Here is a 13,011-nt window from a genome sequence, read left to right on the forward strand (position 1 = left end):
CCCCGGGCCACGCGACAATGGTGCCCATGCCCTTGCCCCCGCCCGCCCCCCTGCCGCCGCCGCCATCGCGGCCGCTGCTGCTGGCCAGCACCTCCATCTACCGGCGCGAGCTGCTGGCGCGCCTGCGCATCCCGTTTGACGTGGCCTCGCCCGCGGTGGACGAGACCCCACACCTGGGCGAGGCCCCGGCCGCGCTGGCGCAGCGGCTGGCACTGGCCAAGGCCCGCGCCGTGGCGGCGCGCCACCCCGACGCGCTGGTGATCGGCTCCGACCAGGTGGCCGACCTGGACGGGCAACCCATCGGCAAGCCCGGCGACCACGCACGGGCCGTGGCGCAACTGCAGGCCATGCGCGGACGCACCGTCGTCTTCCACACCGCGGTGGCGGTGGTGGAAGCGGCCAGCGGACGCGCCTGGGAGGCGATGGCCACCGTGAAGGTGCGCATGCGCCCGCTGGACGATGCACAAATCGAACGCTACCTGCAGCTGGAACAGCCCTACGACTGCGCCGGCAGTGCCAAGTGCGAAACGCTGGGCATCGCGCTGCTGGAGGCCATCGAGTCGGACGACCCCACCGCCCTGGTGGGCCTGCCCTTGATCGCCACCAGCCACCTGCTGCGGCAGGCCGGCCTGGATGTGCTGCAGGAGGCCCGATGAGCTCACCCGACCGCCCTGGCACCGGCCGCCTGGTCCTGGTGCCCAACACCCTGGACCTGGGCGCCGCACCGGAGCCCATCGCCCAGGTGCTGCCCGTGGGCGTGCTGCAGCGCGCCGCGGGTCTGCGCCACTGGGTGGTGGAGAACGCCAAGAGCACCCGCGCCTTCCTCAAGCGCTGTGACGCCGTGGCGCCGCTGGCCCTGCCGCTGCAGCAGCTCGACATCCAGGAGCTGCCCCGCCCGCGCAAGGGCGCCGCGCCTGGCGCGGACGCCCCCCAGGACTGGGAGCGCCTGCTCGCCCCCGCCCTGGCCGGCGGTGAGGTGGCGCTGCAGAGCGAGGCCGGCCTGCCCGGCGTGGCCGACCCGGGCGCGGCGCTGGTGATGGCGGCGCATCGCGCCGGGCTGGCGGTAGAGCCGTTGCCCGGGCCCAGCTCGCTGACCTTGGCGGTGGCCGCCAGTGGCCTGAACGGACAGCGTTTTGCCTTTGAGGGCTACCTCCCCCAGGACGCCGCGGCGCGCGCGCAGCGCGTCAAGACCCTGGAACAGCGCTCTCGTCAGGAAGGCCAAACCCAACTGGTGATCGAGACCCCCTACCGCAACACCGCACTGCTGCAGGCCCTGGTGGCGCAGCTGTCGCCGGGCACCTGGCTGAGTGTGGCCTGGGGACTGACCAGCGCCGGCGGCGGTTGCCGCACGCTCAAGGTCTCGCAGTGGCGCCAGCTGCCGGCGGATCAGCGCACCTTGGCCTCGGACCTGCCGGCGGTGTTCATGTGGCTGGCCTGACCGGCGGCCAGCGCCAGACGCCCAGCGCCAGGCCGACGGCATCGGCCAGCACATCGCCCAGCGAAGGATCTCGCCCCGGCGTGAAGGCTTGGCCCACCTCGATGGCTACCCCGTAGGCCAGCAGCACCGCCAGCACCCGGGGGGCCGGCCAGCCGCAGCGCCGGGCCATCCACCAAAAAGCCACAAAGGCCGCGGCATGGCGCACCTTGTCCGCCTGCCAAAACCAGTCGGGCCCGGGAGGACCGGGTGGCAGCAGGGCAAACACATAGCCCCCGGCCAGCGCCAGCACCAACAGCCCGCGCCAACCCTGCGTGAGGCTCACGCCTTGACGCCGCCCCCGAGCAGGGCCGCCACCTTGCGCTTGGGTCGAATGCTGGGCGAGACGCGGTTGCCGTTGGCGGCGGCTGTGGCGGCCGGCGCGGCACCGGTGCGCTCCCAGGCGGCGGGCGCCTGGTCGGCCTGAGCCTCATAGGGCCGGTCGAAGAAGGGATCGCGTGCGGCCACGGGCGGGGCAAAACGCCGCGGCTCGGCCACGCGCGGGCCCTCGGCGGCCGGACGACGCGGGCGGTCCTCCTGGCGCTCGTCGGGCCGGCCGTCCTCGCGGGACTCGTCACGGAAACGCTCACGGCGACGCGGACGGTCATCGTCCAGCTCGGCCGCGGCCAGCTCGATCTTCTTCTTGATGAGCTTCTCGATGTCGGCCACCAGGCGGCTGTCGTCGCTGGTGACCAGGGTGATGGCCACGCCCGAGGCGCCCGCCCGGCCAGTGCGGCCGATGCGGTGCACATAGTCCTCGGCGTTGAACGGGACATCGAAGTTGAAGACCGCTGGCAGGTCGGCAATGTCCAGTCCGCGGGCGGCCACGTCGGTGGCCACCAGCAGGTCGACCTCGCCAGCCTTAAAGGCCGCCAGCGACTTCAGGCGCTCGTCCTGGCTCTTGTCGCCGTGCAGGGCGGCGGTGCGCATGCCGTCACGCTCAAAGGAGCGGGCCAGTCGTGCCGCGCCCAGCTTGGAGTTGACGAAGACGATGGCCTGCTGGATGGAGCGCTGACGCAGCTGGCGCAGGATGACGCGGCGCTTGTCGTCGTCGCTGCAGCCGATGAACACCTGCTCCACGGTGGACGCGGTGGCGTTGGGCCGGGCCACCTCCACCAGCTCGGGATCCTGCAGGTAGCTGGAGGCCAGCTTCTTGATCTCGGGCGAGAAGGTGGCCGAGAACAGCAGGGTCTGCCGGTTGGCCTTGGGCAGGTAGCTGAGGATGCGCTGCAGGTCCGGCAGGAAGCCGATGTCGAGCATGCGGTCGGCCTCGTCGAGCACCACGTACTCGACCTGGTTGAGCACGCAGTTCTTGGCCTCGATGTGGTCCAGCAGGCGGCCCGGGGTGGCGATCAGCACCTCGACGCCGGCCTTGAGCTCGGCGGTCTGGGGCTTCATGTCCACGCCGCCAAAGACCACCGCCACCCGCAGCTGGCTGTGCTTGGCGTAGGCCTTGACGTTGTTGGCCACCTGGTCGGCCAGCTCGCGGGTGGGGGCCAGCACCAGGGCGCGCACCGGATGCCGCGCCGGCGAGGCGCTGGCATTCTCGTGGCGCAGCATCTTCTGCAGCAGCGGAATGGAGAAGGCGGCCGTCTTGCCGGTGCCGGTCTGCGCCGCCCCCATCACATCACGGCCGGAGAGGACCACCGGAATGGCCTTGGCCTGGATCGGGGTCATCGTGGCGTAACCCTGGTCGGCCACCGCGCGCAGGAGCTTGGCATCCAGCGGCAGGGTGTCGAAACGGGCGGGAGCGGGCGCCGGGGCGGCGGCGTCCTGGTCTAGGGGGGCATCAGTCATGTCTGGTGATTATCCGCGGCATCCGGACTGGCTACACTTTGAAATCCGGGTCAACCCGGTCTTCACCCTGGCTTTCTGGGGCCAACAGGCCCATTTCTTGAGGGAATTCGCATGATTCTGGTCACCGGCGGCGCTGGTTTCATCGGCAGCAACTTCGTGCTCGACTGGCTGGCCCAGAGCGACGAGCCGGTCGTCAACCTCGACGCCCTGACCTATGCCGGCAACCTGGCCAACCTGGCCACCCTGGCGGGCGATGCGCGCCACACCTTCGTCAAGGGCGACATCTGCGACCGCGCCCTGGTCGACTCGCTGCTGGCCACCCACCGCCCGCGCGCCATCGTCCACTTCGCGGCAGAGAGCCACGTCGACCGGTCCATCCACGGCCCGGGCGCATTCATGAAGACAAATGTGGACGGCACCTTCACGCTGCTGGAAGCCGCCCGCGCCTACTGGGGCGGCCTGCAGGGCGACGAGAAGGCGGCCTTCCGTTTCCACCATGTCTCCACCGACGAGGTCTACGGCTCCCTCAAGCCCAGCGACCCGCCCTTTGCCGAGACCAACCCCTACGAGCCCAACAGCCCCTACAGCGCCAGCAAGGCCGCCAGCGACCACCTGGTGCGCGCCTGGCACCACACCTACGGGCTGCCGGTGGTCACCACCAACTGCTCAAACAACTACGGGCCGTACCATTTCCCCGAGAAGCTGATCCCGCTGATGATCGTCAACGCCCTGGCGGGCAAGCCCCTGCCGGTGTACGGTGACGGCCAGCAGATCCGCGACTGGCTCTACGTCAAGGACCACTGCAGCGGCATCCGCGCCGTGCTGGCCGGCGGCCGACTGGGGGAGACCTATAACATCGGCGGCTGGAACGAACAGGCCAACATCGACATCGTCAAGATCGTCTGCGCCCTGCTCGACGAGCTGCGCCCCGACCCGGCCGGCCCCTACAGCCGACTGATCACCTACGTGACCGACCGCCCGGGCCACGACCGCCGCTATGCCATCGACGCCCGCAAGATCGAGCGCGAGCTGGGCTGGCGCCCGGCCGAGACCTTCGAGACCGGCATCCGCAAGACGGTGCAGTGGTACCTCGACAACGCCGACTGGGTGGCCAATGTGCAGAGCGGCGCCTACAAGGACTGGGTCAGCACCAACTACCAAGCCCGCTGAGACGGGAGGACCGCACACCATGAAGATCCTCCTGTTCGGAAAAGGCGGCCAGGTCGGCTGGGAACTGCAACGCGCGCTGGCCCCCCTGGGCGACGTCGTGGCGGTGGACCATGACAGCCGCGAGCTGCATGGCGACTTCGCCCGCCCCGAGGCCCTAGCGGCCACGGTGCAGGCGGTGCGGCCGCAGCTCATCGTCAATGCCGCGGCCCACACCGCCGTGGACAAAGCCGAGAGCGAGCCCGAACTGGCCCGCGCCCTCAACGCCACCGCGCCGGGGGTCATCGCCCGCGAGGCCGCGGCCATCGGTGCCACCCTCATCCACTACAGCACCGACTATGTGTTTGACGGCTCCGGCCACGCCGCCCGCGACGAGGACGCCGCCACCGCTCCCTTGAGCGTGTACGGCCAGACCAAGCTGGAAGGTGAGCAGCTCATTGCTGCCAGCGGTTGCGCGCACCTGATCCTGCGCACCAGCTGGGTGTTTGCCGCACGTGGCGGCAACTTTGCCAAGACCATGCTGCGCCTGGCAGCCGAGCGCGACGCGCTCAACGTCATCGACGACCAGATCGGTGCGCCCACCGGGGCCGAGTTGCTGGCCGACGTCACCGCCCATGCCGCCCGCGTGCTGCAAGTGCGGCCCGAGCTGGGCGGCCTGTACCACTGCGTGGCCGGCGGTGAGACCAGCTGGTTCGAGTACGCGCGCCACGTGATCGAGTGGGCCCGCGCCCAAGGCAAACCCATCAAGGTGGCGGCCGACGCCATCCACGCCATTCCCACCCGCGCCTACCCCACACCGGCCACCCGGCCGCTCAACTCGCGCCTGTCGACCCTCAAGCTGCAGCAGGCCTTTGGCCTGCGCCTTCCGCACTGGCAGACCGGCGTGGACCGCATGCTCGCCGAGGTCTACGCCTGAGCCCCTTCAGGCCGACCCCGACGCCCTTCTTCTCTTCCCGCACACGGCAAACCCCATGCAACGCAAAGGCATCATCCTGGCCGGCGGCTCCGGCACCCGGCTGCATCCGGCCACCCTGGCCATCAGCAAGCAGCTGATCCCGGTGTACGACAAGCCGATGATCTACTACCCGCTGTCGGCGCTGCTGCTGGCGGGCATCCGCGAGATCCTGATCATCAGCACCCCGCAGGACACCCCGCGCTTCCAGTCCCTGCTGGGCGACGGAGCCCGCTGGGGCCTGCAGCTGAGCTACGCCGTGCAGCCCAGCCCGGACGGCCTGGCCCAGGCCTTCCTGATCGGCGAGGAGTTCCTGGCCGGCGCGCCCAGCGCCCTGGTGCTGGGCGACAACATCTTCTACGGCCATGACCTGGGCAGCCGCCTGGAGGCCGCCGCCGCCAAGGACAGCGGCGCCACCGTGTTCGCCTACCCGGTGACCGACCCCGAGCGCTATGGCGTGGTGGAGTTCGACGCCCAGGGCCGCGCCATCAGCCTGGAAGAAAAGCCGGTGCAGCCCAAGAGCCGCTATGCGGTGACCGGCCTGTACTTTTACGACTCGCAGGTGGTGGAACGGGCCAAGGCCCTGGCCCCCAGCCCGCGCGGCGAGCTGGAGATCACTGACCTCAACCGCCTGTACCTGGAAGCGGGCGAGCTGGACGTGCAGATTTTCGGCCGCGGGGACGCCTGGCTGGACACCGGCACCCACGACAGCCTGCTGGAGGCCAGCGCCTTTGTGCAGACCCTGGAAAAGCGCCAGGGCCTGAAGGCCTGCTGCCCCGAGGAAATCTGCTGGCGCAAGGGCTGGATCAGCGACGCCCAGCTGGCCGAACTGGCCGCCCCCCTGGCCAAGAGCGGCTACGGCAAGTACCTGCAGCAGATCCTGCGCGAACGGGTGTTCTGACACCCGGGCCCGGACGCCCGGTCGTCCGGGCGCCCCATCGCGCTCAGGCGGCCAGGCTTTCGGCCTCGTCCTCGGGCACCTCAGCCGCCCGCCGCACGGGTGAGGCCACGGTCGGCCGACCGGCGGGCTCCGCACCAGGCTCCGCCGCCAGACCCCCATCCGATCCTGACGCCACACCGGGCACCCGCACCGTTGCAGGCCCAGGCGCCTGCCGGACCAACGGCGGCAAGACCGCCCCCGCCTCGCCCCCTGCGCGGGCATCGGCGCGGGCGCGGCGCCGGCCCAAGGCCCCCGGCCGCAGACCCAGTGGCGGCGCACGCCGGCCCCGCAGGCGCCCGGCCACCGGCGTGGCCCGTGACAGCCTCCGGTAGGCCAGCAGGTACACCCCGGCCATCGCGGCCATGCCGGCGAGCAGCCCCACCGTGGAGTGACGGGCCAGCACCGCGGTGCCCACGGTGAGCAAACCATAGGCCCAGAGCCAGGGCGCGGTGGCCGCGTTGCGGCGGTTCTGGCGCTGGGGAGACTCCGGCGGCAGCCCGCTGCGGGCCAGGTGCCGGTAGACCAGCGAGTGCAGGTGCAGCGCATCGGCCTGCATCACCCCGCAAGCCGCGGTGCTGGCCCGCCGGGCCCGGCGCCGGCGCCACATGGAGAACAGTGTTTCGAACACCGGATAGAAGCACAAGGCCAGTGGCAGCAGCGGCGGGTACTGGGGCTGGCGGTGGGTCAGCAGCAGGCCCAGCTCGGCCACCCAGAAGCCCAGCAGGTAGGCGCCCCCGTCACCCAGGAAGACCAGGCCGCGGGGGTAGTTCCAGACCAGAAACCCCCCCACCACCGCCACGCTGGCGGCCGCGACCGCGGCCAGGGCCACATCGCCCGCAGCCCAGGCCAGGGCGCCCAGCGTCGCCAGCACGATGACTGCGGTCATGCCGGCCAGGCCATGGCAGCCGTCGATGAGGTTGAAGGCGTGGCTGACGCCGGTGACCCCCAGCAGGGTCAGCGCCCAGGCGCCCAGCGCCAGGCCCGCCACCGCGTCCAGGCCGGGCACGCCGGTGTGGTCGATGAGCAGGTCCAGGCTCCAACCCGCCAGCGCTGCCGAGGCGGCGCTGGCCAGGAGCCGCAGACGCGGGCTGACCCGTCCGGACACGTCCTCGAGCAGACCCACGCACAGGGCGGGCAGGCCCGCCAGCAGCAAGGTCTGCAGCAGGCCGCCGGCTTCGGCCAGCGCCGGCACGGCCGCCGGTGCCGCCAGCCCGGCCACCGCCCAGCCCAGGGCCAGACCCAGACCGCCCACCCGCGGCACCGCGCGGACATGCAGCTTCTGCGGGCCGCTCTGCGGGGCATCGGCCAGGCGCTCGGCCCACCGGCGGCCGCGCCGGCCGCGCAGCAGCAGAGGCAGCCCCACCGCGGCCACCGAGGCCAGCAGGCAGACCAGCAGCCAGGGCCAGACGGCATGCCAGGTCATGGCCACGCTCATTGCGGCTCCCCGGCCAGGCGGCGCTCGGGCCACACGGTGCCCGCCTGGCCGCGGGCGGCCGGGGCGTTGCCGGTGAGCGTGGCGATGCCGGCCGGCCCCTGCTCGGCGCGCCCCTCGGGCAAGGGCTCGCCCGTGACCGCCGCCCACAGGCGGGCGGCGGAGTCCTGCCAGACAAAACGGCCGGCGCGGGCGCTGCCCTGGATGCGCAGCCGGTCGCGCAGGCCACGGTCGCAGACCATCCAGGCCAGGGTGCGCTCCAGGTCAGCGGCGCTGGCCGGGTCAAAGTACAGCGCGGCGTCGCCGCAGACCTCGGGGATGGCGCCGGTGCGCGCGGCCAGCACCGGACAGCCGCAGGCCATGGCCTCCAGGGCCGGCAGGCCAAAGCCCTCGTAGCGCGAGGGAAACACCAGGAAGCAGGCCTGCTGGATCAGGGCCTTGAGCACCGGGTCGCTGACCGGCCCCAGCCGCAGCACCCGGTCCTCGGACCAGGTTTCTTCGGCGCTCTGGCGGGCGAAGACGCGGCGGTTGAGTCCACCCACCACCACCAGCCGCAGTTCGCTGGCGGCCGGCAGGCGGCGGAAAACCGCCTCCACCAGGCCGACGTTCTTGTTGGGGTTGGCGCTGCCCACCACCAACAGGTAGGGCCGGCCGTCCAGGCCCAGGCGGGCCGGGGCGTCGTGGTCAGCGGCCACCCGACGCAGGTGGTCGCCCCCATTGGGCAGCACCTGCAGCCGGCCGGGCGGCAGGTCCAGCCGGGCGCTCAGCCGCTGCTGGGAGAAGGCGGAGACGGTGAAGAGCTGGCGCGAGCGCCGCGCCAGCCGCCGGAAGAGCAGGCGGTACCAGTGGCGGAAGGCCCAGGTGTAGGCCTGCGGATGGTCGAAAACCGCCGCGTCATGCAGCATGTTGGACTGGGCGCGGCCCAGCAGCGGCGCCGAGCCTGACAGGCTGACCAGCCGGCCCAGGCAGGCCGCCAGGGGCAGCACCGTCTGCTCCCACACGCCCAACGGCAGGCCGCGCGGGCCCACCTGACGCACCTGGATGTGGCGCAACGCCGGCACGGGCGCTCCTGGGGGGCACAGCAGCACCCAGGGCTCGGCCCCCTCGCGCTGGCCCAGCCAGGCGTCCAGGGCCTGCACCAAGCAGCTGGCGGTGCGCTGCACCCCGGTCATGTGCTGGGCAGTGAACTTGCCGTTGAGGTAGATGGTCACGGGCGGATCCCTGGCAGTGGCGGCGCGCCGTCCCGCCAAGGGAGGGGCGCACAACACCGGAGAACGCCAAACACCGGTGCTTGCCGGCCGGACATCGGCCAGTGGGGTCAGCCTATCGGCCCCAATGGAGGCAGATCGGCGGGAAATGGCCGGGCTTTAGCCCCCTGATCCGGCGGCGCCGGGCGCGGGGCTCGCGCATCCTCTCTCCTGCGTATTCCGTCACACCCGGCCCCTCACGGCACCGGGTGGGCGGGCCGCGTATCCCCCGCCCACCCGAACCCACCCATGCCCCTGCCCGCCCCCACCGCCCTGCTGCTGTCCACCGTCCTGACGCTGCTGGGGCTGGCCGGCTGCTCGCAAATGCCCCGCGGCGGGCCGCACCTGGAGGACATCGCCCCGGCGGCGGCCACGGCGGCCACGGCGGCCAGCCGGCCCGCCGGCCCCGCCGTGCAGCTGGTGCCCCTGAACGACGCGGTCGTGCGGCACCTGGCGGGCCGCCAGCGTCCGCCGCAGCTGGCCCAGGCCTTGCCCGCCCTGCGGGCGGAGGAGCGGGTGCTGCGCCCGGGTGACGCGGTGGAGATCACCCTGTGGGAGTCCCCGCCGGCCACCCTGTTCGGCAACGGCCTGGCCGACGCGCCGGGGGCTCCGGCCACCGCCCGCTCGGTGCTGCTGCCCGAGCAGCTCATCGACCTGGACGGCACGGTGCAGGTGCCCTTTGCCGGGGCGGTGCCGGCCGCCGGGCAGACCCGCCAGCAACTCGCCGCCGAGATCGGGCGCCGCCTGGCCGGCAAGGCCAACCGGCCCGAGGCCCTGGTGCGCCAGACCCGCCACGGCGCGGCCAGTGTGGCCGTGGTGGGCGAAGTGGCCACCAGCCTGCGCCTGCCGCTCACCCCGGCGCGCGAGCGCCTGCTCGACGCCCTGGCCGCCGCCGGCGGCGTGCGCCAGCCGGTGCACAAGATCACCGTGCAGGTCAGCCGCGACGGCCACAGCGTGGCCATGCCACTGGAACAGGTGATCCAGGACCCGCGCCAGAACGTGCTGCTGCAGGCCGGCGACGTGGTCACCGCCCTCTACCAGACCCACAGCGTGAGCGTGCTGGGGGCCACCGGCCGCAACGACGAGATCGCCTTTGAGGCCCAGGGCATCAGCCTGGCGCAGGCGCTGGCACGCGCCGGCGGGCTGGACGACAACCGGGCCTCACCACGCGGGGTGTTCATCTTCCGCTACGAGGCCGCCGACGCCCTGCCCTGGCCCCAGCCCCCGGCCACCGGCCCGGACGGCCGCGTGCCGGTGGTCTACCAGCTCGACCTGAGCGACCCCGGCAGCTTCTTCGTGATGCAGCACTTCCCGGTGCGGCACCAGGACGTGCTTTATGCCAGCAACGCCCCGGCCAACGAGCTGCGCAAATTCATGGCCCTGGTGATGTCGGTGGCCTACCCCGTCTTCAATCTGGTGAACCTGTCCCCATGAGCCACGCCACCCTGGACCCCGTCCCCACGCCCCTGCGCGCCCAGGCTCCGGCGCCCTCCCCGACACCCGCCGCCCCGGTGCCGCCGCCCCACGGCACCGACGCCGCCTGGCGCGACTGGGGCGAGCGCGACCCCTACTTCGCCGTGATCACCGACCCCAAGTTCAGGCAGTCCAACCTGGACGAGTCGGCACGGGCGGAGTTTTTCCACAGCGGCCGGCGCCATGTGCAGTACGTGCTGGACATCTGCCGCCGCCACCTGCAGCCCGACTTCCAGCCCCAGCGGGCGCTGGACTTTGGTTGCGGCGTGGGCCGCGTGCTCCTGCCGCTGGCGCAGCAGGTGGGCGAGGCGGTGGGGGTGGACATCTCCCCGGCCATGCTGGAGGAAGCCCGGCGCAACGGCGATCGCCTGGGCGTGGGCGGCCTGACCCTGCTGCCGTCGGACGACACCTTGAGCGCGGTGCAGGGGGACTTTGACCTGGTGCACACCGCCATCGTGCTGCAGCACGTGGACGTGGCCCGGGGGCGGGCCCTGTTTGCCCGGCTGGTGTCGCTGGTGCGCCCGGGTGGCATCGGGGCGCTGCAGGTGACCTACGGCAAACAGCGCTGGGCTGAGCGTTGGGGGCAACCGCCGCCCACCTTGCCGCAGCCTGCCGCCCCGGACCGCGCCCTGGAACACGCCCTGGAACACGCCCGGCAGGCCGACCTGCACCGCCCGGGTTGGCAGCGCACGCTACGCAGCCTCTGGCGCGGCGGGCGCGAGAGGACCATCGCCCCCCTGGCCCCGGTGGCCGCCCTGCGACCGCTGGGGCAGGACCCGGAGATGCAGATGAACGCCTACCCGCTGGGCGAGCTGGCCTTCATCCTGCAGAGTGCGGGCATCCCGCGGTTCCACACCGAGTTCACCGACCACGGCGGCGAGCTGGGGGTGTTCCTGTTCTTCCAGCGGCCACGGCCCGCCGCGCCGCGCCGTCCGGCCCACCGGCAGACGGCCCCCCTGTCCGCCGCCCCCCCGGCCACGCCCGTCCCTGCCGTCCCTGCCGTCCCTGCCGTCCCTGCCGCCGCTGCCGTGGCGGTCGCGCCGGCGGTCTGGACCTCTCCCTTCCTGGGCGAGCCGCGGGCGCGCAGCCATGTCTGCACCTTCCACAAATGCGGCTCCAGCTGGTTCCGGCAGATCGTCATGGCGGTGGCCGAAACGCTGGCGCTGGACTACACCCCGGTCACCCAGCAGCCCGGTCGGCTCAACCAGCCTGTGCGACGCGGCCACGGCGCCGGCTTCCTGCTCTACCCGTCGGGCAAGCGCAGCGAAGTGCTGGCACAGCGCCAGCCCGGCGACCGCCTGGCGCTGTGCGTGCGCGATCCCCGCGACGCGCTGGTCTCTCAGTACTGGTCCTGGCGGGAATCCGACCGCCACAATGCCGCGGCCATCGCGCAGTGGCGGCAGGAGTTGCGGCGCCTGCCGGTGGCCGAGGGCCTGCGGCTGATCCTGCACAAGCGCCGCTTCGCCTACGGCGAGCAGATTCGGCGCTGGATGGAGGTGGACCTGCGCGAGGAGCCCGACCTGTGCCTGCTGCGCTACGAACACCTCAAGGAGGACTTCGAGGCCGAGGTGCGCCGCGCGCTGCACTTCTTTGACCTCGACGCGCAGCGGGTGGACCTGGTCCGCCTGCGTGAGCAGACCGACTTCTCCACCCGCACCCGGCGCGCCGCCGGGCAGGAGGACGTGGGGGCCCTCCTGCGCAAGGGGGTGGTGGGCGACCATGCGCACTACTTTGACGACGCCCTGCGGCAGGACTTCCTGGCCGCCTACGGCGACGTCATGCAGGCGCTGGGCTACCGGTGATGGCGCCTCCTGCATGGAGGAGGCTGCCGCCGGGCGGGACGGGCGCCACGCCCCTGGCACCCGCCCGACTAGTCGTCACGCTGGCCCGGCGCCGGGGCGGCCGGCGGTGAGGACGCCTTGGCGTCCAGCCACTTCTCCAGCATGGCCTGCAGCACCGGCAGCCGGGTGGGCTTGCTCAGGTAGTCGCTCATGCCGGCGGCCAGGCAGCGCTCGGCCTCGCCGCCCAGGGCGTTGGCGGTCAGGGCGATGATGGGCAGGTCCTGCCCGCCGGGCAGGGCGCGCAGCGCGGCGGTGAGCTGGTAGCCGTCCAGGCGCGGCATGTGCAGGTCGGTCAACAGCAGGTCAAAGCCGCCCTGGCGCCACAGGGCCAAGGCCTGCTCACCATCGCTCGCCACCTCGGCGGGGTAGCCCAGCTTGCCCAGCTGGAAGCGGATGACCTTCTGATTGGCCTCGTTGTCCTCGGCCACCAGGACCCGGGGGCGAGACGCTGGCGGGGCCAGCGGCGCCACCGCCCCCTCCGCCAGGGGGGCGGCCGGTGTTGCCGCCTCGGCCGCCTCAGCCGCCTCCTCAGCCTCCTCAGCCTCCTGGGCCTCCTGGGCTGGCGGCGCGGCCACCGGGGCAGGCGGCGGCGCGGCGCCCTCCAGCCACAGGCCCTGCACCGCCTGCAGCAGCTGGCGCCGGGTCAGGGCATTGGCGTCCAGGCCGCGGCAGCCGGCCAGGGCCAGCG

General features: G+C 72.7%; 12 protein-coding genes. 7 read left to right on the forward strand and 5 right to left on the reverse strand.

The features are described from left to right. Positions 1-26 precede the first annotated feature (26 nt). The gene (locus G3A44_RS10520; protein WP_163457467.1) at positions 27-656 is read left to right on the forward strand and encodes a Maf family nucleotide pyrophosphatase; all 630 of its coding nucleotides are present in this window, start codon (positions 27-29) and stop codon (positions 654-656) included. Beyond that, complete coding sequence (locus G3A44_RS10525) at positions 653-1,438, forward strand: SAM-dependent methyltransferase (RefSeq protein ID WP_163457468.1); 786 nt, start codon at positions 653-655, stop codon at positions 1,436-1,438. The genes G3A44_RS10520 and G3A44_RS10525 overlap by 4 nt, the downstream gene beginning before the upstream one ends. On the opposite strand, the gene G3A44_RS23510 is transcribed toward G3A44_RS10525, so the two are convergent. Together G3A44_RS23510 and G3A44_RS10535 are read right to left on the reverse strand one after the other, a co-directional pair. Then, a complete protein-coding gene (locus G3A44_RS23510) occupies positions 1,422-1,760 on the reverse strand; it encodes a VanZ family protein (protein WP_310734357.1) in 339 nt (112 codons plus the stop codon). The genes G3A44_RS10525 and G3A44_RS23510 overlap by 17 nt on opposite strands. Beyond that, positions 1,757-3,271: a DEAD/DEAH box helicase gene (locus G3A44_RS10535; protein WP_163457469.1), complete on the reverse strand. Its 1,515-nt coding sequence runs from the start codon at positions 3,269-3,271 to the stop codon at positions 1,757-1,759. Before G3A44_RS10535 ends, G3A44_RS23510 begins: the two co-directional genes overlap by 4 nt. A gap of 111 nt (positions 3,272-3,382) precedes the next feature. Here G3A44_RS10535 and rfbB point away from each other — a divergent pair, with 111 nt between their 5' ends. The 3 genes from rfbB to rfbA are packed head-to-tail and all read left to right on the forward strand — an operon-like array spanning position 3,383 to position 6,291. Continuing rightward, the gene (gene rfbB / locus G3A44_RS10540; protein ID WP_163457470.1) at positions 3,383-4,441 is read left to right on the forward strand and encodes a dTDP-glucose 4,6-dehydratase; all 1,059 of its coding nucleotides are present in this window, start codon (positions 3,383-3,385) and stop codon (positions 4,439-4,441) included. Between the two features lie 19 nt (positions 4,442-4,460). After that, complete coding sequence (rfbD, locus tag G3A44_RS10545; RefSeq protein WP_163457471.1) at positions 4,461-5,354, forward strand: dTDP-4-dehydrorhamnose reductase; 894 nt, start codon at positions 4,461-4,463, stop codon at positions 5,352-5,354. 55 nt (positions 5,355-5,409) lie between these two features. Continuing rightward, on the forward strand, positions 5,410-6,291 hold the full coding sequence (gene rfbA, locus G3A44_RS10550; protein ID WP_163457472.1) for a glucose-1-phosphate thymidylyltransferase RfbA: 882 nt from the start codon (positions 5,410-5,412) through the stop codon (positions 6,289-6,291). A 43-nt stretch (positions 6,292-6,334) separates the two neighbouring features. Here rfbA and G3A44_RS10555 read toward each other — a convergent pair whose 3' ends face one another. Together G3A44_RS10555 and G3A44_RS10560 are read right to left on the reverse strand one after the other, a co-directional pair. Continuing rightward, positions 6,335-7,753, reverse strand: coding sequence for an MraY family glycosyltransferase (locus tag G3A44_RS10555; protein ID WP_163457473.1), 1,419 nt, complete (start codon positions 7,751-7,753; stop codon positions 6,335-6,337). 8 nt (positions 7,754-7,761) lie between these two features. Continuing rightward, the gene (locus tag G3A44_RS10560) at positions 7,762-8,973 is read right to left on the reverse strand and encodes a glycosyltransferase family 4 protein (protein WP_163457474.1); all 1,212 of its coding nucleotides are present in this window, start codon (positions 8,971-8,973) and stop codon (positions 7,762-7,764) included. A gap of 285 nt (positions 8,974-9,258) precedes the next feature. Between G3A44_RS10560 and G3A44_RS10565 the strand changes: the two genes are divergently transcribed. Together G3A44_RS10565 and G3A44_RS10570 are read left to right on the forward strand one after the other, a co-directional pair. After that, positions 9,259-10,443, forward strand: coding sequence for a polysaccharide biosynthesis/export family protein (locus tag G3A44_RS10565; RefSeq protein ID WP_163457475.1), 1,185 nt, complete (start codon positions 9,259-9,261; stop codon positions 10,441-10,443). Then, a complete protein-coding gene (locus G3A44_RS10570; RefSeq protein WP_163457476.1) occupies positions 10,440-12,284 on the forward strand; it encodes a sulfotransferase domain-containing protein in 1,845 nt (614 codons plus the stop codon). Before G3A44_RS10565 ends, G3A44_RS10570 begins: the two co-directional genes overlap by 4 nt. Positions 12,285-12,352: 68 nt before the next feature. Here the strand turns inward: G3A44_RS10570 and G3A44_RS10575 are convergent. Next, positions 12,353-13,011: response regulator (locus G3A44_RS10575; protein WP_163457477.1), on the reverse strand; the 659-nt coding region annotated here is incomplete at its 5' end.

The organism is Ideonella livida (assembly GCF_010499455.1).
GTDB lineage: Bacteria > Pseudomonadota > Gammaproteobacteria > Burkholderiales > Burkholderiaceae_C > Ideonella > Ideonella livida.

Excerpts from the sequence above, each read along its gene's own strand:
- rfbA (WP_163457472.1), top strand. The coding sequence starts at position 5,410 with ATGCAACGCAAAGGCATCATCCTGGCCGGCGGCTCCGGCACCCGGCTG.
- G3A44_RS10570 (WP_163457476.1), top strand. The coding sequence starts at position 10,440 with ATGAGCCACGCCACCCTGGACCCCGTCCCCACGCCCCTGCGCGCCCAG.
- G3A44_RS10535 (WP_163457469.1), bottom strand. The coding sequence starts at position 3,271 with ATGACTGATGCCCCCCTAGACCAGGACGCCGCCGCCCCGGCGCCCGCT.
- G3A44_RS10520 (WP_163457467.1), top strand. The coding sequence starts at position 27 with ATGCCCTTGCCCCCGCCCGCCCCCCTGCCGCCGCCGCCATCGCGGCCG.
- rfbD (WP_163457471.1), top strand. The coding sequence starts at position 4,461 with ATGAAGATCCTCCTGTTCGGAAAAGGCGGCCAGGTCGGCTGGGAACTG.
- rfbB (WP_163457470.1), top strand. The coding sequence starts at position 3,383 with ATGATTCTGGTCACCGGCGGCGCTGGTTTCATCGGCAGCAACTTCGTG.
- G3A44_RS10555 (WP_163457473.1), bottom strand. The coding sequence starts at position 7,753 with ATGACCTGGCATGCCGTCTGGCCCTGGCTGCTGGTCTGCCTGCTGGCC.
- G3A44_RS10565 (WP_163457475.1), top strand. The coding sequence starts at position 9,259 with ATGCCCCTGCCCGCCCCCACCGCCCTGCTGCTGTCCACCGTCCTGACG.
- G3A44_RS10525 (WP_163457468.1), top strand. The coding sequence starts at position 653 with ATGAGCTCACCCGACCGCCCTGGCACCGGCCGCCTGGTCCTGGTGCCC.